Annotated in this window: 19 protein-coding genes and 1 pseudogene; 2 read left to right on the top strand and 18 right to left on the bottom strand. The window is 67.0% G+C overall.

Translation table 11 applies throughout. The annotated features are described in order from the left end of the window. Positions 1-43 precede the first annotated feature (43 nt). From NP80_RS06065 to NP80_RS31685, 10 genes are all read right to left on the bottom strand, one after another. Positions 44-742 (bottom strand): phosphoribosylanthranilate isomerase, encoded by a 699-nt coding sequence (locus NP80_RS06065; protein WP_006411855.1) that lies wholly within the window; start codon positions 740-742, stop codon positions 44-46. Further along, positions 739-1,551: a tRNA pseudouridine(38-40) synthase TruA gene (gene truA, locus NP80_RS06060; protein WP_035948243.1), complete on the bottom strand. Its 813-nt coding sequence runs from the start codon at positions 1,549-1,551 to the stop codon at positions 739-741. The genes NP80_RS06065 and truA overlap by 4 nt, the downstream gene beginning before the upstream one ends. Beyond that, on the bottom strand, positions 1,551-3,878 hold the full coding sequence (locus NP80_RS06055; protein WP_045593217.1) for a FimV/HubP family polar landmark protein: 2,328 nt from the start codon (positions 3,876-3,878) through the stop codon (positions 1,551-1,553). The genes truA and NP80_RS06055 overlap by 1 nt, the downstream gene beginning before the upstream one ends. Positions 3,879-4,354: 476 nt before the next feature. Continuing rightward, positions 4,355-5,476: an aspartate-semialdehyde dehydrogenase gene (gene asd / locus NP80_RS06050; RefSeq protein WP_035946691.1), complete on the bottom strand. Its 1,122-nt coding sequence runs from the start codon at positions 5,474-5,476 to the stop codon at positions 4,355-4,357. An 82-nt stretch (positions 5,477-5,558) separates the two neighbouring features. Then, positions 5,559-5,678, bottom strand: coding sequence for a hypothetical protein (locus NP80_RS31690; protein WP_006756675.1), 120 nt, complete (start codon positions 5,676-5,678; stop codon positions 5,559-5,561). 109 nt (positions 5,679-5,787) lie between these two features. Next, a complete protein-coding gene (gene leuB / locus NP80_RS06040) occupies positions 5,788-6,855 on the bottom strand; it encodes a 3-isopropylmalate dehydrogenase (RefSeq protein ID WP_006399581.1) in 1,068 nt (355 codons plus the stop codon). Positions 6,856-6,931: 76 nt separating this feature from the next. Next, positions 6,932-7,582 (bottom strand): 3-isopropylmalate dehydratase small subunit, encoded by a 651-nt coding sequence (leuD, locus tag NP80_RS06035; protein ID WP_035487860.1) that lies wholly within the window; start codon positions 7,580-7,582, stop codon positions 6,932-6,934. Positions 7,583-7,646: 64 nt separating this feature from the next. Beyond that, positions 7,647-7,793: an entericidin A/B family lipoprotein gene (locus tag NP80_RS06030; RefSeq protein WP_006399579.1), complete on the bottom strand. Its 147-nt coding sequence runs from the start codon at positions 7,791-7,793 to the stop codon at positions 7,647-7,649. 3 nt (positions 7,794-7,796) lie between these two features. After that, positions 7,797-9,206, bottom strand: coding sequence for a 3-isopropylmalate dehydratase large subunit (gene leuC / locus NP80_RS06025; protein WP_006404024.1), 1,410 nt, complete (start codon positions 9,204-9,206; stop codon positions 7,797-7,799). Positions 9,207-9,252: 46 nt separating this feature from the next. Further along, entirely contained in the window at positions 9,253-9,660 is a 408-nt protein-coding gene (locus NP80_RS31685) for a hypothetical protein (RefSeq protein ID WP_223852660.1), read from the bottom strand. A 169-nt stretch (positions 9,661-9,829) separates the two neighbouring features. Between NP80_RS31685 and NP80_RS06020 the strand changes: the two genes are divergently transcribed. After that, positions 9,830-10,555, top strand: coding sequence for a glutathione S-transferase (locus tag NP80_RS06020; protein ID WP_006404027.1), 726 nt, complete (start codon positions 9,830-9,832; stop codon positions 10,553-10,555). A 23-nt stretch (positions 10,556-10,578) separates the two neighbouring features. Here NP80_RS06020 and NP80_RS06015 read toward each other — a convergent pair. The 5 genes and pseudogenes from NP80_RS06015 to NP80_RS05995 form a co-directional block, all read right to left on the bottom strand. Continuing rightward, positions 10,579-11,631: pseudogene (locus NP80_RS06015) on the bottom strand (amino acid permease); the annotation flags it as partial. A 24-nt stretch (positions 11,632-11,655) separates the two neighbouring features. Continuing rightward, positions 11,656-12,120, bottom strand: a complete 465-nt coding sequence (locus NP80_RS06010) for an Lrp/AsnC family transcriptional regulator (RefSeq protein WP_006404029.1) — start codon at positions 12,118-12,120, stop codon at positions 11,656-11,658. A 99-nt stretch (positions 12,121-12,219) separates the two neighbouring features. After that, positions 12,220-12,978: a dimethylarginine dimethylaminohydrolase family protein gene (locus NP80_RS06005; RefSeq protein ID WP_006409987.1), complete on the bottom strand. Its 759-nt coding sequence runs from the start codon at positions 12,976-12,978 to the stop codon at positions 12,220-12,222. A 246-nt stretch (positions 12,979-13,224) separates the two neighbouring features. Beyond that, on the bottom strand, positions 13,225-14,475 hold the full coding sequence (locus NP80_RS06000) for a DUF1479 domain-containing protein (RefSeq protein WP_006409985.1): 1,251 nt from the start codon (positions 14,473-14,475) through the stop codon (positions 13,225-13,227). A gap of 110 nt (positions 14,476-14,585) precedes the next feature. Continuing rightward, on the bottom strand, positions 14,586-14,975 hold the full coding sequence (locus NP80_RS05995) for a VOC family protein (protein ID WP_006409994.1): 390 nt from the start codon (positions 14,973-14,975) through the stop codon (positions 14,586-14,588). A 71-nt stretch (positions 14,976-15,046) separates the two neighbouring features. Here NP80_RS05995 and NP80_RS05990 point away from each other — a divergent pair, with 71 nt between their 5' ends. Continuing rightward, the gene (locus NP80_RS05990) at positions 15,047-16,015 is read left to right on the top strand and encodes a helix-turn-helix domain-containing protein (protein ID WP_035946699.1); all 969 of its coding nucleotides are present in this window, start codon (positions 15,047-15,049) and stop codon (positions 16,013-16,015) included. A 90-nt stretch (positions 16,016-16,105) separates the two neighbouring features. Here NP80_RS05990 and gltA read toward each other — a convergent pair whose 3' ends face one another. The 3 genes from gltA to NP80_RS05975 all read right to left on the bottom strand — a co-directional run bounded on the left by gltA (position 16,106) and on the right by NP80_RS05975 (position 18,520). Next, entirely contained in the window at positions 16,106-17,407 is a 1,302-nt protein-coding gene (gene gltA, locus NP80_RS05985) for a citrate synthase (protein ID WP_006399550.1), read from the bottom strand. Positions 17,408-17,460: 53 nt separating this feature from the next. Further along, on the bottom strand, positions 17,461-17,733 hold the full coding sequence (locus tag NP80_RS05980; protein ID WP_012467863.1) for an FAD assembly factor SdhE: 273 nt from the start codon (positions 17,731-17,733) through the stop codon (positions 17,461-17,463). 85 nt (positions 17,734-17,818) lie between these two features. Beyond that, entirely contained in the window at positions 17,819-18,520 is a 702-nt protein-coding gene (locus tag NP80_RS05975; RefSeq protein WP_006399548.1) for a succinate dehydrogenase iron-sulfur subunit, read from the bottom strand. Between the last annotated feature and the right edge of the window lie 4 nt (positions 18,521-18,524).

Genomic DNA, 18,524 nt, shown 5'->3' with positions numbered 1-18,524 from the left:
GATCGGTCGGTGCGCCCCGCTGTGGGAGTCGCACCGGCTGGCATCACCGGGCGTCCGCGTCGCGCACCGCGCGCACGAACGCCGCCATTCGGGCGTGATCCTTCACGCCCTTTGCGTCCTCCACTTCGATGCCGCTCGAGACATCGACAGCGAATGGACGCAGCTGGCGGATCGCGTCACCGACGTTTTGCGCGTTCAAGCCACCACTCAAAACGGCCCGACGCGCGAGCTCTGCGGGAATAAGTGACCAATCGAAGACCTTGCCGCTGCCGCCGTAGTCCGGCACCAGTGTGTCGAACAGGAGGCCGCGCGCTTTCGAGTAATGAAGTGACGATTCTACCAAATCGGCCGACTGCGTCGAGGGCCCGACGCGCACTGCGCGCACCCACGGCAGGCGCGCCGCCCGGCCGAGCGCGTCGCACTGCTCCGGCGTTTCGTCCCCGTGGAACTGCAGCAGCGTGAGCGGCACGTCGCGTACGACCGCTTCGATCTCGGCCGCCGTCGCGTTCACGAACAGCCCGACCACCGACACGAACGGCGGCGCGAGCCGCGCGAGCTCGGCCGCCTGCGCGATCGTCACGGCGCGCGGACTTTTCGCGTAGAACACGAGGCCGATCGCATCGGCGCCGAGCGCGGCCGCATGCAGCACGTCGTCCGGGCGCGACAGCCCGCACAGCTTGATGCGCGTGCGCGGCGGCACGGCGGATTCGACAGGCGAGCGGGAAGAAACGGGATCGTTCATGGTTGCGGGTCCAGGTCGGCCCAGACGCTGCTCCACGGCACGCTGCCGAGCTGCGCGGGCGGGACGGCGAATTCCGCCGGGTAGCCGACGTGCGCGAGATACAGCCCGTCGGCCATGAAGGTGGGCGCTGCGCGGTTGCGGTCGCGGCCGGCCAGCACGTCGGCGACCCAGTCGGCCGGATAGCGGCCGCGTCCGACCGCGACGAGGCAGCCCATCAGGTTGCGCACCATATGATGCAGGAACGCATTCGCGCGGAACCGGAAATGCAGGAAGTGTCCGACGCGGCGGATGTCGATCTCGTACAAATGCTTCACCGGCGTCTTCGACTGGCATTCCGACGAACGGAACGCCGAAAAGTCGTGCTCGCCGAGCAGATGCGCGGCGGCGGCGCGCATCGCGTCCTCGTCGAGCGGCGTGTGGACCCAGCCCGCGCGGCCGTCGAGCATCGGCGAACGCACCGGATGCACGTACAACGCATAGTAATAGGTGCGCTCGAACGCGGAGAAGCGCGCGTGGAACGCGTCCGGCATCGGCTTCGCCCATTGCACGGCGACCGTCGGCGGCAAAAACGCGTTCGTGCCGCGGACCCACGAGAAGTCCGCGCGGTCGAGCTCGGTGTCGAAATGCACGACCTGTCCGAGCCCGTGCACGCCCGTGTCGGTGCGCCCCGCGACCGTCGTATGCAGCGGCACGCGCGCGAACTCCGCAAGCGCGCGCTCGAGCGCGTCCTGTACCGTGTTGCCGTGCGGCTGCGCCTGCCAGCCGCAGAACGCGGCGCCGTCGTACTGTATGCCCAGCGCGATCCGCATCACGCGTCTTCCGACAGTTTCGCGAGCATCGCGCGCGCATCGTCGCGCGTCGCCGCATCGTTCGCGTCGACCACTTCCTGCAGCAGCGCGCGTGCGCCGGACAGGTCGCCCAGTTCCACATATTCGGCCGCCAGATCGAGCTTGTTGCGTGCGATGCGCGCGAGCTCCTCGGGCGTCAGCGCAGGCAGCTCCGCGCCCGGCGCCGACGGCAGGTCGAGGTCGAAATCGAGATTCAGCGCGCCGAACTGCGCGCCGCCGAGCGGCGACAGCGGCGACGGCGCGGCCGGGCGCGCGGACGTGTCGGCATGCGGCGCGTCGTCGTCCCATTCGAGCTCGTCTTCGTGGTCGGCCGGATGTTCGGTGGACGTATTGTTCGCGCCAACTGGCGGGTGCGGCGCGGTTTGACCGTTAGTTGCGATATGGGTGGCTTCCGCATCGTCGCTTGATGGCGACGTCTCGCCCGCCGCGCGCGGCGGCAGCGGCATGTCGAGACTGCCGAGCGCCGTGATCGCGTTCTGCATCAGCGCAGCGTGTTGCGGATCGGTAGTCGACGGCGCGGCGGCATCTGCGACCGGGACGGAGGACGCGAGCGGTGCGGACGGTTCGGCGTCGAAGGCCGGTTTCGCGTCGTGCGGTAGCGGTGCGCCGTCCGTCGGGTGGACCGGTTCGACGGACGAAGACGGTTGCGGCCGGTCGTCGAGCGGGTTCGTCGCTTCCGGGCTCGTCGGTTCCCGGTTCGAGGCTAGCGGTTTCGCCGCTTCCGGATTCGCCGCTTCCGGATTCGCCGCTTCCGGTCTCGCCGCTTCCGGTTTCGCCGCTTCCGGATTCGCCGCTCCCGGTCTCGCCGCTTCCGGATTCGTCGCTTCCGAGTTCGTCGGTTCCCGGTTCGCTGCTTCCCGGTTCGACGCTTCCGGATTCGCCGCTTGCAGGTTCGTCGGTTCCGGTTTTGCGGCTTCCCGGTTCGACTCTTCAGGCTTCGCCGCTTCCGGCGTCGACGCGACCTCGTTCGTCGGCGCAACCGCCTCCGCCGCTGCCGAAGCAATGGCCGCGAAATTCACGTCCGACACCACGTCGCGCGACACCGGCGTCTCCGGTTCGATCGGCAGTGCCTGCTCGGCCGACGGCGAAGCGTCGTCCGCGGCACCGGCCGCTACCGCCTCGGCGTGACGATGCTTGCGGCGCTTGCGCCACACGAGCCCGCCCACGAGCACGACGACGGCCGCGCCGGCCAGTGCAGCCGGCCGCCAGTCGATCGGTTCGCCGCGATTTGCCGGCGGCGTCGCGACAACCGGCGCGCTCGCCTGCACGGACGGCGCCGCCGCCGACGCCGCGCTCGCGGCCGTGCCGGACGCCGCGTCCGCGCTCGATGCCGCAGCAGCCGACGACGCACCGGCGTCGTCCGGCGCACGCGGCGTGACGGGCGCGGTCGGCGCAGGAACAACCGGCGCCGTCGTTGCGGCCGGCTTGCCGATGCCGTGCTTCTGCAGCTCCATCAGCACGCGATTTTTCAGTGCAAGCAGCTGCTGCAGGCTAGACGGCCGCGGCTGCGACGCGGCGGCCGCAGGCGCCGCACCGGCCGGCGCGCGCACGCCGGATGTCGGCTGCACGGTTTGGGACGATTGCGCGGTCGCGTCGCTCGCCGACGACGGCGCCGGCTGAATCGTGCCGCTCCACATGTGCGGACCGCTCGCACCGGCCGCCGCCGCGGCCGCGGACGCCGTATCGGCCGCGGACGCACCACGCGCGGCCGCCGCGTCCGACGACGGCGCGACGAACGACGCACCGGCCGGGGCGCTCGCGCCATGCGCGGTGCCCGATGCAGCCGGATGCTGAATCGGCGCGGCCGCCGAGGCCGCCGATGCACCGTGCGCAGCCGACGCAGCGTGCTGCGCGGCCGACGCAGCGCCCGACGCGGCAGCGGCGCTCGATGCCGCCGATGCCGTCGCCGGCGCGGACGCGCCCGCCGCGATCGCGGCCCCCGACGCGTCGAGCGCGGGCACCGTCAGCGTCGCACCGACTTTCAGCCGGCTCGGATCGCGTTTCATGAACGCCTGCGGGTTCGCGTCGAACAGCGCTCGGCCCGCGCGCGCAAGCACGGCGGGATCGCGCGACTGCGTCGCCGCGATCGCGATGTCGTTGAGGGACTGGCCCGGCTGGACCGTCACGGTCAGCGGCGCCGGATTGCCGGATGCGACGGCAGACGCAGGCGCATCGCCGGTGCCGGCCGCCCATGTCGAGGCGGCCGCGCCGAGCGCCAGCACCGCCAGCGCGCCGCAGACGGCGCGCGACAGACGGGATCGACGCGGAAACAAGGAAATTCGGGACATCGTTGGCTCTATCGCCGCGCGCGTGCGCGGCTGGGATTCGCGTTTGGAAGCGTCAGTAAAGTCGCCGCAGAAATGCAAAAGCGTCGCGCTGAACGCGACGCTTTCGGCCGGTCTGCGCGTCGTAACCGCATAGTTTACTTCACACGATCGCGTTCGGGCCGAATTCGTCGGCGCGCACGACCGGGAACAGGCGCCCGATACGCGGCTGCACGCCACGCGCCATTATCAAAAATCGAGCATCAATTGATGTAAATCCCGACAACATTATCAACATGCTCGTCGACTGCGTGCCTTATACTGCGCACCGCGTCACTTCCTCGTGCCAAAGGAATCGATGCAAGAAAGCCCCGGCCGGGAGAGCGGTTCGGGGCTTTCGCATTTTCGGGCACTGCGCCCGCCGATAAAAAACGCGCCTGCGGCCCGTTGAAGGCACGCAGGCGCGTCGCATCGCGCGCCGGCCGGCGCGCGATCACGTCTTACTTGTCGAGCAGGATGCGCAGCATACGGCGCAGCGGTTCGGCCGCGCCCCACAGCAGTTGATCGCCGACCGTAAACGCCGACAGGTATTCGCCGCCCATCGCGAGCTTGCGCAGACGGCCGACCGGCACGGTCAGCGTGCCGGTGACCTTCGCCGGCGACAGATCGTGCATCGACGCTTCGCGCTCGTTCGGCACGACCTTCACCCAGTCGTTCGCCGACGCGAGAATGCCGTCGATCTCGTCGAGCGGCACGTCCTTCTTCAGCTTGATCGTCAGCGCCTGCGAGTGGCAGCGCATTGCGCCGATCCGCACGCACAGCCCGTCGACCGGGATCGAGCCCGGCTCGCCCATCGCCGGCTTGCCGAGGATCTTGTTCGTTTCCGCGCCGCCCTTCCATTCTTCCTTGGACATGCCGTTGCCGAGATCCTTGTCGATCCACGGAATCAGCGAACCCGCGAGCGGCACGCCGAAATGGCTCGTCGGCATCGCGTCGCTGTTCATCGTGGCCAGCACGCGGCGATCGATGTCGAGGATCGCCGATGCCGGATCGGCGAGCTGCTGCTGCACCGCGCCGTGCAGCGCGCCCATCTGCGACAGCAGTTCACGCATGTTCTGCGCGCCCGCGCCCGACGCGGCCTGATACGTCATGGCCGTCATCCAGTCGACGAGGTTCTCGCGGAACAGGCCGCCGAGCGCCATCAGCATCAGGCTGACCGTGCAGTTGCCGCCGATGAAGTTCTTCGTGCCCTTGACGAGCGCGTCCTTGATCACGTCGAGGTTCACCGGATCGAGGATGATGACCGCGTCGTCCTTCATCCGCAGCGACGAAGCCGCATCGATCCAGTAGCCGTTCCAGCCCGCCGCGCGCAGCTTCGGGAACACGTCGTTCGTGTAGTCGCCGCCCTGGCACGTGATGATGACGTCGCACTTCTTCAGTTCGTCGACGTTGGTCGCGTCCTTCAGCGTGGTCTCGTTTTTCGCGAACGACGGTGCCTTGCCGCCCGAGTTGCTGGTGCTGAAAAACACCGGTTCGATCAGGTCGAAATCGCCCTCTTCCTGCATGCGCTGCATCAGGACGCTGCCGACCATGCCGCGCCAACCTACGAGACCTACGTTCATGACTAACCCTTTGAATGGAGCTTCCCCGCCATTTCCGCCCCCGGCGTGACCGCGCGGGGAAACAGGCGGGCACGACGGACGATCAGCGTTTAATGATCGTTTTCGTGGTAATGGTTTTCGTGATGACGATGGCGCGCGCACCCGCACGGGCAGTGTTGCCGTGGAGTTTCAGGACCGGGGAGATCAGGGAAATCAGCGCCATCGTTCGAGTCTACACAAAGCCGGTTGCCCGCACAACGGCCAACCGTGCGCGAACGAACCGATTTTTTCGGCCCGTTCGCGCCCTTTCTACATCGTGACTTGCCGGCCGCTCAGAGCGCCGCGACCACTGCGTCGCCCATCGCCGCCGTGCCGACCTGCTTGCAGCCCGGCGTCGCGATGTCGCCGGTGCGGTAGCCCTGTTCGAGCACCGTTTTGACCGCGCGCTCGATGCGGTCGGCCTGCTCGGCGCGATTCAGCGAATAGCGCAGCAGCATTGCGGCCGACAGGATCGTCGCGAGCGGATTCGCGATGCCCTTGCCTGCGATGTCCGGCGCCGAACCGTGCGACGGCTCGTACAGACCCTTGTTGTTCTTGTCGAGCGACGCCGACGGCAGCATGCCGATCGAACCCGTCAGCATCGACGCTTCATCCGACAGGATGTCGCCGAACATGTTGCCGGTGACGATCACGTCGAACTGCTTCGGCGCCTTTGCGAGCTGCATCGCCGCGTTGTCGACGTACATGTGCGACAGCTCGACGTCCGCGTATTCCTTCGACACGTCGATCATGATGTCGCGCCAGAACTGCGACGTCTCGAGCACGTTCGACTTGTCGACCGACAGCAGCTTCTTCGCGCGCTTTTGCGCGGCCTGGAACGCGACGTGCGCGATGCGGCGCACTTCCGGCTCCGAATAGCGCATCGTGTCGAAGCCTTCGCGCTCACCGGCGAACGGGCCGTCCGGCGCTGCCCGCACGCCGCGCGGCTGGCCGAAATAGATATCGCCGTTCAGTTCGCGCACGATCAGGATGTCGAGGCCAGCGACGAGTTCGGGCTTCAGCGGCGACGCGTCGACGAGCTGCGGATAGCAGATCGCCGGACGGAAGTTCGCGAACAGCTCGAGGTGCTTGCGCAGCCCGAGAATCGCCTGCTCGGGACGCAGCGCGCGTTCGAGCGAGTCGTACTTCCAGTCGCCGACCGCGCCGAACAGGATCGCGTCGGCTTCCTTCGCGAGCTTCAGCGTCGCGTCCGGCAGCGGATGACCACTCGCCTCGTAGCCCGCGCCGCCGACCGGCGCCTGTTCGAGTTCGAACTTCTCGTCGAGTGCGTTCAGCACCTTCACCGCTTCGGTGACGATTTCCGGACCGATGCCGTCGCCCGGCAGCACTGCAATCTTCATGCGTTGTTCCTGACTGAATAAGGGATGATGGCTGGCGGGCGAACGCGCGGCGCGCGCGCCCGCCCGAAGGACGACTTCAGCCGACCAGCTTGTTGTTGAGCCACGGCTGCTTCGCGAGCCGCTCCGCTTCGAACTGGCGGATCTTGTCCGCGTGACGCAGCGTGAGGCCGATGTCGTCGAAGCCGTTCAGCAGGCAGTACTTGCGGAACGCGGTGATCTCGAACGGATACTCGCGGCCGTCCGGCGCGCGCACGACCTGCGCCTCGAGATCGATCGTCAGCTGATAGCCGTTGAACGCGACCGTCTCGTTGATCAGATGATCGACCTGCTGCTCGGTCAGCACGATCGGCAGCAGCCCGTTCTTGAAGCAGTTGTTGAAGAAGATGTCCGCGAAGCTCGGCGCGATGATCGCGCGGAAGCCGTACTGCTGCAGCGCCCACGGCGCGTGCTCGCGCGAGCTGCCGCAGCCGAAGTTCTTGCGCGTGACGAGAATCGACGCGCCCTGGTAGCGCGGCTGGTTCAGCACGAAGTCCGGGTTCAGCGGACGCTTCGAGTTGTCCTGCCCGGGCTCGCCGTGATCGAGATAGCGCCACTCGTCGAACGCGTTCGGGCCGAAGCCCGTGCGCTTGATCGACTTCAGGAACTGCTTCGGAATGATCGCGTCGGTGTCGACGTTCTCGCGATCGAGCGGCGCCACGACGCCGGTATGCACAGTGAATTTTTCCATGATCCGTCTATCCGGTTGAAGGGCCGGCCCGCGGCCGGCGCACATCGACAAATTCTCGGCGGTGTCACTCCGCGGCGCGCTTCAGTGCGCTGCCGGCGGCATTGACGTCCTCGCCGAAGCCTCGGACGGTGTTGCAGCCCGCAAGGCCGAAGCCGAGCCCCGCGAGCGCCAGCGCGGCAGCGAGCCGCGCAACCCATTTCGATGCCGTCACGCGTTACCCCAGCTTGCGAATGTCGACGAAATGGCCTTCGATCGCCGCGGCCGCCGCCATCGCGGGGCTGACGAGGTGCGTGCGGCCGCCCGCGCCCTGCCGGCCTTCGAAGTTGCGGTTCGACGTCGAGGCGCAGCGCTCGCCCGGCTCGAGGCGGTCGGCGTTCATCGCCAGACACATCGAGCAGCCCGGCTCGCGCCATTCGAAGCCCGCATCGGTAAACACCTTGTCGAGGCCTTCGCGCTCGGCCTGCGCCTTCACGAGGCCCGAGCCCGGCACGACCATCGCAAGCCGCACGTTCGATGCGACGCGGCGGTTCAGCTTCTTCACGACGTACGCGGCCGCGCGGATGTCCTCGATGCGCGCGTTCGTGCACGAGCCGATGAAGATCTTGTCGACCTTGATCGATTCGATCGGCGTGTTCGGTTCGAGCGCCATGTAGGCGAGCGCGCGCTCCATCGCGTCGCGCTTGACCGGATCCTTCTCGCGCTCGGGATCGGGCACGCGACCGTCGATCGACGTGACCATTTCCGGCGACGTGCCCCACGTGACTTGCGGGACGATCTCCGCCGCGTTCAGCTCGACGACGCGATCGAAATGCGCGCCTTCGTCCGACTTGAACTGGCGCCAGTATTCGACGGCCTGATCCCATTCCGCGCCGCTCGGCACGAACGGACGGCCCTTCAGGTAGTCGATCGTCGTGTCGTCGACGGCGACCATGCCCGCGCGCGCGCCGGCTTCGATCGCCATGTTGCAGACCGTCATCCGGCCTTCCATCGACAGCGCGCGGATCGTCGAGCCGCCGAATTCGATCGCATAGCCGGTGCCGCCTGCCGTGCCGATCTTGCCGATGATCGCGAGCACGATGTCCTTCGCGGTGCAGCCGCGCGGCAGTGCGCCCTCGACCTTCACGAGCATGTTCTTGCTCTTCTTCTGCAGCAAAGTTTGCGTCGCGAGCACGTGCTCGACTTCCGACGTGCCGATGCCGTGCGCGAGCGCGCCGAACGCGCCGTGCGTCGACGTGTGCGAATCGCCGCACACGATCGTCATGCCCGGCAGCGTCGCGCCCTGCTCCGGCCCGATGATGTGCACGATGCCCTGACGCACGTCGTTCATCTTGAACTGCGTGATGCCGAACGCATCGCAGTTCGCGTCGAGCGTGTCGACCTGCAGCTTCGAGACGGGATCGGCGATACCGTGGCTGCGATCGGTGGTCGGCACGTTGTGGTCGGACACGGCCAGGTTCGCGCTGATGCGCCACACCGGACGCTGCGCGATCTTCAGCCCTTCGAACGCCTGCGGGCTCGTGACTTCATGCAGCAGTTGACGGTCGATATACAGCAATGCCGTGCCGTCTTCCTCGGTGTGGACGACGTGGGAATTCCACAGTTTGTCGTAGAGAGTCTGTGCCATGGGTATGCGGGGTCGTTGTGACATCAAGCCTTGCGGATGCGGTCGATTATGCCACGCAGAACGCGCAACGGCGCACGCGAAACGCCGAAAAACCCATTAAAAACAGTGGTTTGGCTGGTAGTGCCAATACCTGTATCGGCATTACCCGGCAAACGGGGCACGAAGCGCGCGACGCGGCCGAGGCGGCCGCGCGCTGCGCTTCCCCGCCATCGCGGCGACGTTTGCCGGCCGGCCGTAAGCGCCGGCAACACGTATCCGTCACCGGCAGCATCGCGTCGACCGTTGCGGCATCGCCGAGCTGCGCATTCAGCTTCGCGGACATCTGTGCAGCCAGCGCGGCATCGGTCACGGGCACCCATGCGACGTCGTCGCCACCGCATGCGCTCAGCAGCGGCGCGGCCCCCGCAACCTCCAGGAATTTTCTGCGTGAGGAAGTCAATGGATTCTGCTTCATGAAAAATGCGAAGTCGTGCGAATGACACCGACCGCATACATGTCGCACGTCGTCGCGCGCGCAGCAATTTCTTCGCGATTGCCTAGACTGTCTATTCGCACGGCGTGGGCCCATGCGCACCGCGCCATCATGATTTCGCGACGCCCGCGGCGTCGGGCAGGAGAACGGCATGCGATATGAACTCTATTACTGGCCCGAGATCCAGGGCCGAGGCGAATATGTGCGGCTCGCGCTCGAAGCGGCCGAAGCGGACTACGTCGACGTCGCGCGCGAGTCGGGGCGCGGCATGGGCGTGTCGGCCATGATGCGGATGATGGACAGCACGAAGGCCGAATGCGTGCCGTTCGCGCCGCCGTTTCTGAAAGCCGGCGACATCGTGATCGGGCAGACGGCGAACATTCTGCTGTTTCTCGGCACGCGGCTCGGCCTCGCGCCCGACGACGAAGCGGGACGGTTGTGGGTGCATCAGCTGCAGTTGACCATCGCCGACTTCGTCACCGAGATTCACGATACGCACCACCCGATCGGCAGCGGTCTGTACTACGAGGATCAGAAAGCGGAAGCCGCCGAGCGCTCGGCCGATTTCCTCGCGCATCGCCTGCCGAAGTTTCTCGGTTACTTCGAGCGCGTACTCGCGCAGAATCCGCACAAGAGCGGCTACCTCGCCGGCAACGCGCTCAGCTATGCGGATCTGTCGACGTTCCAGCTGATCGAAGGGCTGCGTTATGCGTTCCCGAAGGCGATGAAGCGCGAGGAGAAAAAGATCGCAGGGCTCGTCGCCCTGCGCGATCGCGTCGAGCAGCATCCGCCGATTGCGCGCTATCTCGCGTCGGAACGCCGCATCCCCTTCAACGACATGGGGATCTTCCGCCACTACCCCGAGCTGGACGCGTAGCGCTGCCGGCGGCGGGCCGCACGTTATGCGCCGTCCGCGCGCGCCTGCGTTTCCGCGCGCTCATCCACTGCGCGCGTCAACCACGGACCGATCTCCATCTCGTCGTAGCGCACGAGCCGGCTCTTGTGCGCGCGGCGATACGCATACCAGATCGCGACGAACAGCGGAATCCACACATAGATCGACAGCACCTCCGTCCAGTCGATGCGCGGCGCGAAGAACGCCTGGTAATCCTGCCCGAGCGAGATCGCGATGCAGACCGCGATCGCGAACAGCGGCCCGAACGGGAACCACTTCGCGCGGTACGGCAGCTCGTCGAGCCGGTGCCCCTGCTTCACGAAGCCCTTGCGGAACCGGTAATGGCAGACCGCGATACCGAGCCACGCGATGAAGCCGGTAATGCCGACCGTATTGAGCAGCCAGAGATAGATGCTCTGATTGCTGGCCAGCGACGTCAGGAAACAGAGTCCGCCGACCGCCATCGTCGCGTAGAGCGCATTGCGCGGCACGCCGCCCGGCGACAGCGTCGCGAACATCGCGGGCGCGCGGCCCTCGGCAGCGAGGTTGTAGAGCATCCGCGTCGCCGCATACGTGCCGGAGTTGCCGGCCGACAGCACCGCCGTGAGGATCACGAGATTCATCGCGCCGGCGGCGAGCGGAAAGCCCGCGTCGCTGAACACAAGCGTGAACGGGCTCACGCCGATGTCGGTCACGTCGCTCTTGAGCAGGTTGGGATCGGTCTACGGCACCAGCAGCCCGATCACGAAGATCGCGAGCACATAGAACAGCATGATGCGCCAGAAGATCTGCTTCACCGCGCGCGGGATCGTCTTGCGTGGGTTCGCCGATTCGCCGGCCGTGATTCCGACAAGCTCCGTGCCGAGAAACGAGAATACCGCGATCAGCGCGACGCTCATCATCGCATGCGAGCCGCCGACGAACGGCGCATCGCCCGTCGTGAAATTGCGCCAGCCGACCGGATGCCCGCTGCCGATCACGCCGGCCGCGATTAGCAGCCCCGCCGCGATGAAAGCGACGACGGTAACGACCTTGATCGGCGAGAACCAGTACTCGGCGCGACGGCGCGGCGCGCGATCGCGTCAAACGACGCTGCGCTTGATCGCCTGCAGCTCGGCCGTCGTCACGATCTTCTCGATCCGGAACCGCGGGCTGTCGAGCCACGCATTCGCGATTCGGCGGTATTCGTCCAGATCCTCGCACGCGATCCGCACGACGAAATCGAACGTGCCGCTGACGAGCCAGCAATCGAGCACGGCCGGATTCGCGCGCATCTCGTCCTCGAACGGCGCCTGCGAACGTCCGTGATCGGCCAGCACGATCTGCGCGATCACGACGATCGGCTTGGTCGCGCGCGGCGCGTTGATCACCGCGCGGTAACCCGCGATCACGCCGAGCGCCTCGAGCCGTTCCACGCGTGCCTGACACGGACGCGGCGTGAGATTCACGAGTTCCGAGAGCTTCCGGTACGAAATCCGGCCGTCGGTGCGCAGGATGTCGAGGATCCGGAGATCGATCTTGTCGAGCTGCATCTTCTTGTCCGTCATCCGCATTCGCTCCGGTCGGGTCGTGGCTGGTGCGCGGAACGCCTGCTCCGGTTCCGCGCGGGCCACATTATCCGGCCGACGCGACTGCGCGCCAATCGGCTAGAACCGCAGCGACAGACACGTGAGGCCGCCGTCCATCTTGCGGAACTCGCTCGTGTCGATCACATGCAGCGGCAGGCCGAGCGGTGCAATCGCGTCGTGCACGCGCGGGTAGCCGGCCGGCGTGATCAGCGTGCCGTTCACGCGCAGCGTGTTGCCCGCATATTCGTCCTCGGCGCGGATCGCGATCCGTCGATACCCGGCGAAGGCCGGATGCGCGGCGAGCGCTTCGGTGACGAGCAGCGTGTCGTCGCCGAGCGCGTTGACGACCGACTTCAGATGCAGGCCGGCGGCCACCGGCACCGCGACGACCGAATAACCGTAGCGCGACACCAGCGAGTCCAACTCGGCGATGCCTTCCGCGTCGGTGCGGCTCGTCAGGCCGATATGGAAGCGCTTGCCGACGAGCATCACGTCGCCGCCGTCGAGGCGGCCGGCGCGCATCGGCAGCAGGTCGCGATGCGCGGCGAGCGCCGTCTCGATGTGCACGGTCTCGCCGCGCCGCGCAGGCGCACCGGGCCGCGTGATCACCGCGAACTCGGGCGTCACGACTGCGACGTCCTCGACGAAATGGGCATCGGGAAACGCGGGCAGCGGCGGCAGCTCGGTCACCGCGACGCCGAGCGCGCGCAGCACGTCGCAGTATGCGTCGAACTGCGCGAGCGTCTTGTCGTAGTCGGGCGCGCCGAGCGCGGCCGTGGTGATACCCGCGCCACAGGTCGGCGCGGGGCGGCGAACGATCGCTTGCGTGAATTGCATCGGCTTCTCCAGGGTCATCGCCGCGCATCGCGTCGCGCGGCACGGCTTGCGTTGGTTCGGACCATTATCGGAAGCCAAATTGCGCAATTCGCGTCGATTTGGCGCGCGCTCGCAGCCGATTGCGTCGAATTGCGCGCGGCGCGCAGCCGATTCGGCGGATACGCCGAACAGTCACCGTCCGAGACACGCGGTGCGCATTCGTACGAACGGCCGACGCGGGACGGCGACGTGCCGGTTGCGCGCCGACTACGCGCCGAGATCGGCCCCCATCTGCGCGCGGCCGAGCCCACTGAGATCGCCTTCGCGCGCGCGGCCGTCGAACTCGACCTCGAAATGATCGGCCGGAAAATCGGGCGGGCTCTCGCCGCGCACGAACGCGGGCCACTGACGCCGCAGGTACGCATCGTTCTTCGCGCAGCCGGGCGCGGCCGCGATGTACATCACGTTGCTGTCGCCGCTGCCGCGATGCGCGTCCTCGACCGCATGCACGACGTCGCCGTGCCAGAACACCGCGTCGCCCGGCTCCATGTGCGGAATCGGCACGAGCGCATCGAGCAGCAGCGCGTGCCACTCCGGCAGGATCGACAGCGCGCGGCCGGGGCGCGCGCCGCACAGGTCGTCGGCGGCGACGTCGTCCTGCAGCGCACGCAGCACGACATACGCCATCGCGTTCGCGACCGGAATCAGCTGCAGCGTGCCGTCGCCCGGCCCTTGCGGCGTCAGTGCGGTCCAGCCCTGAAACGTGCGGAACATCGAGCACACGGCCGGCGACGGAATCTCCTCCACATCGGGCCGGAACGCCGCATCGAACGGATCGTAGTCGCGCCAGCGTCCGGCCAGCACGTGACGATAGACCTGCCGGAAGTTCGCGCCGAGCCAGCGCTCGACGGAGCCGCCGTCGACGTGCGGCGACAGCCCGAGCGACGTCGAGCCGGGCGGCCGGCGCCGGATCCGGTCCGCATACGCCGGCACGCGGTCGGGATCGAAGTGCACGCGTGCGCCGTCCGCATGGCGCCACAGCCGGTTCAGGAAGATGCGTGCCTGCGTGAGCGCCGGCGACTGCCGCGCGGCGATCTGCGGCTTCGACCAGTACACGCCGTAGATCTGCGGCTTGCCCGACGCGAGATTGCCGAAATAGCGGTCTTCGGCGCGCGCGTGCAGCCGCTCGGCAAAGCGGTTCGCGTCGAGATAGGCGCCGATCTCGTCGTTCCAGTCGCGCGCCTGCCGCGGCTCGAACACGCCGCGCACGACGACCGCGCCATGCGTGCGAATCGCCGCGATCGTGTGCGGATCGACCGCGCCGTTCGCGATGTCGGTGTACTGCAGCACCGGAATCACGTCGCGGCCGTGTGCGTGCGCGCGCCGAATCGCCTCGACCTGGCGCGCGATGTCGCCTTCGAGTTCGCGAAACGCCGACGCGTAGTCGGGCAGGTTCGCGCGCAACGCGGTTTTCGCCGCGCGGATCGCGGCAGGCAGATCGTCGATCGTCAGGGGCATGGCTGTCTCCTCGCTCAAGCGTGTCGTGATGAGTCGACAGCGTAAGCCCGGCGCGCCACGATGTTCACCGCTATCCGGCCAACAATCGATACAATCCTGACAACGCCGCATCACGCCGGCCGATGGCAGACCACGCAGAGCTTGTTGCCGTCCGGATCGCGGAAATACGCGCCGTAATAGTCGCGGTGATAGTGCGGGCGCAGGCCGGGCGGCCCTTCACAGATGCCGCCGTGCTGCAGCGCGAGTGCGTGGCAGCGGTCGACGTGCGCGCGCGTCGGCGCGTCGAACGCGATCGTGTAGCCGTTGCCCGGTTCGGGCGCGCGATCGTCGAGCGGTCGACCGAAGAAGAACAGCGGGCGGTCGGTATCGGCCGGCATCCAGCCGCACCAGCCGTCCGGCTCGCGAAACTTGAGCCGCAGTCCGAGTGCCGCGCACAGCGGCGCATAGAAGTCGTACGCGCGCGCGGTATCGCTGACGCCTACGCAAACATGTGAAAACATGGCTTCGCTCCGTCGTGACGATCGATCCGATCATGCCACGACGCCGCGACCGCCCTCGCCCGGAGCCCGCGATGAAACCGCAATACGAACACGTGACGTTCGCTCCCGGCTGTTCGATCCGCGTGTATCACCGGCAGCTCGCGCGCATCCCGTTCGAATGGCACCGCCATCCGGAATACGAGCTGACGCTTACGCTGAACAGCCGCGGCCGGCGCTTCATCGGCGATCACGTCGCGCGCTATGCGGACGAGGATCTCGTCCTCGTGCCGCCGAATCTTCCACATACCTGGTCGTCGAACGCGCGCATCGATCCGGATGCGCCCGAAGTCGCGCTCGTCGTCTGGTTCGACGGCGACTGGGTGCGGCGCCTCGCCGACTGCTGCGCCGAATACGTGCCGCTGCGCTCGCTGCTGCGGCGCGCGGCGCCGGGCCTGCGCTTCGATACGGAGACCGCGCGCGCGATGCGCGCGAGGCTGCCGCGACTGCTCGATCCGTCGCCGCGCGTGCGCCTCGCCGCGGCGCTCGATACGCTCGCCGATCTCGCCGAAGCCGGCGGCGAACCGCTCGCGACCGCACAGGCCTACGAGCGGCACGACGGCCGCGCGGCCAGCGACGCGGACGCGCCCGAAGCCGAGCGCTTCGACCGCGTGCTCGATGCGATCGACCGCCACTTTCACGAACCGCTGCGCATCGGCGCGCTCGCCGCGGTGGCGCATCTGTCCGAACGCACGCTGCAGCGGATGTTCGTCCGCCATCTCGGCGAAAGCGTCGGCCGCTACGTGCAGCGCTTGCGCATCGCGCATGCGTGCCGCCATCTCGTCGCGACCGACTGGCCGATCGCGACGGTCGCCGCGCGCTGCGGGATTCCGAATCCCGCGAACTTCAATCGCCAGTTTCTCGCGGCGCGCGGCATGACACCGGGCGCGTACCGGCAGTACTTCGCGCAACGCGGCCGCGCGCCCGACACCGACGCCGACGCACCGCCGCTCGACACGCGCCCGCCATCGCTCGAGCGGCGCAAACGCACGCCGCGCAAATGAAAACACCCCGGCGGGACGACCCACCGGGGTGCGGCATGCGGCAAGCGCCGGACGCGAGCGGCCTCCCGGCCGGCTCGCGTCGTGCACGGCTTAACGTGCGTTCAGCGGCTTCGCTTCGCGCGGCGTGTCGCCGATGAACAGCTGACGCGGACGACCGATCTTCTGCTCCGGATCGGCGATCATTTCGTTCCACTGCGCGATCCAGCCGACCGTACGTGCCATCGCGAAGATGCAGGTGAACATCGACGTCGGGATGCCCAGCGCGCGCTGAACGATGCCCGAGTAGAAGTCGACGTTCGGGTACAGCTTGCGCGACACGAAGTATTCGTCTTCCAGCGCGATCTTTTCGAGCTGCATCGCGAGCTTGAACAGCGGATCGTCGTGCAGGCCGAGTTCGTTCAGCACTTCGTAGCACGTTTCGCGCATCAGCTTCGCGCGCGGATCGTAGTTCTTGTACACGCGGTGGCCGAAGCCCATCAGCTTCACGCCCGAATTCTTGTCCTTCACCTGCTTGATGAACTCGGGAATGTTTTCCGGCGTGCCGATCTGCTCGAGCATGTTCAGTGCGGCTTCGTTCGCGCCGCCGTGCGCCGGGCCCCACAGACACGCGATACCGGCTGCGATACACGCGAACGGGTTCGCCCCCGACGAGCCCGCGAGACGGACCGTCGAGGTCGATGCGTTCTGCTCGTGATCGGCGTGCAGGATCAGGATGCGGTCGAGCGCGCGGACGAGCACGTCGTTGACTTGATACTCTTCGCACGGATTCGAGAACATCATCCGCATGAAGTTCGCGCTGTACGACAGATCGTTCTTCGGATAGACGAACGGCTGGCCGATGCTGTACTTGTACGCCATCGCGACGAGCGTCGGCAGCTTCGCGATCATGCGGATCGCCGACACTTCACGGTGACGCGGATCGTTGATGTCGAGCGAGTCGTGGTAGAACGCCGACAGCGCGCCGACCGCGGCGACCAGGATCGCCATCGGGTGCGCATCGCGGCGGAAGCCGCGGAAGAAGAAGTGCATCTGCTCGTGCACCATCGTGTGCTTCGTGACGGTGTCGACGAATTCCTTCTTCTGCGCTGCGTTCGGCAGCTCGCCCTTCAGCAGCAGATAGCAGGTCTCGAGGAAGTCGGCGTTCTGCGCGAGGTTGTCGATCGGGTAGCCGCGATACAGCAGCTCGCCCTTGTCGCCGTCGATGTACGTGATCGCCGAATTGCACGACGCCGTCGACATGAAGCCCGGGTCGTACGTGAACTTGCCGGTCTGGCCGTACAGCTTGCGGATGTCGATCACGTCCGGGCCCATCGTGCCCTTGTAGATCGGCAGTTCGACGCTCGGCGAATTGTCGCTGAACGATAGCGTGGCTTTAACATCAGACGGAGTCATGGCACATCCTCAATCGAAATAAAGAAACGGGATTCGATAACGGGCGTAACGCGTTACACGTTGCGCAGCATCTCCAACAGCCGGTGAACGTCGGGGCTGTCAAGGTCGCCTTCTGGTTCCTTGCGCGCGAGGAGCAAGTCCATCAGGTCGTTGTCGCTCAGATCGAGCAGGCGCGACAACGCGCCCACGTCTGCATCGGTGAGGTCATGCTCGTATCGGCTGAAGAAACGCTCGAAGACGATGTCGTTCTCCAGCAGACCCCGCCGGGCGCGCCAGCGAAGGCGCGCGCGGCGGTGCGGGTCGGATTGATGCGAGTGGTCGCTCATCACAAAGACACCCGCAGGGCAGCCCCAAGGGCGTCGACGCCCCGTCGGGGGGCGGCGAACGAAGTGAGCTTGGGGGTCATCATCATTAAACCGCGCGGCGGACCATCAGTTCCTTGATCTTGCCGATCGCCTTCGTCGGGTTCAGGCCCTTCGGGCAGACGTCGACGCAGTTCATGATCGTATGGCAACGGAACAGACGGTACGGGTCTTCGAGGTTGTCCAGGCGCTCGCCGGTAGCCGTGTCGCGGCTGTCCGCGATGAAGCGGTAAGCCTGCAGCAGGCCGGCCGGGCCGACGAACTTGTCCGGGTTCCACCAGAAGCTCGGGCACGACGTCGAGCAGCTTGCGCACAGAATGCACTCGTACACGCCGTCGAGCTCGTCGCGCTCTTCCGGCGACTGCAGACGTTCCTTCTCCGGCGGCGGCGCGTCGTTGATCAGGTACGGCTTGATCGAGTGGTACTGGTTGAAGAAGTGCGTCATGTCGACGATCAGGTCGCGCACGACGGGCAGGCCCGGCAGCGGACGCAGCACGATCTTCTGCGGCAGGTCGTTCAGGTTCGTCAGGCACGCGAGCCCGTTCTTGCCGTTGATGTTCATCGCGTCCGAACCGCACACGCCTTCTCGGCACGAACGGCGGAACGACAGCGTCTCGTCCAGCGCCTTCAGCTTGACCAGCGCGTCCAGCAACATGCGCTCGTGCTTGATCTCGAGCTCGTACGTCTGCATGCGCGGCGCCGCGTCCTTGTCCGGATCGTAGCGGTAGACTTCAAAAATGCGTTTTGCCATTTCA

The sequence above is a fragment of the Burkholderia multivorans ATCC BAA-247 genome (assembly GCF_000959525.1).
GTDB classification, from domain to species: domain Bacteria; phylum Pseudomonadota; class Gammaproteobacteria; order Burkholderiales; family Burkholderiaceae; genus Burkholderia; species Burkholderia multivorans.
Note: the sequence above shows the minus strand (reverse complement) of the source record. Positions and strands in the feature narration are given on the sequence as shown.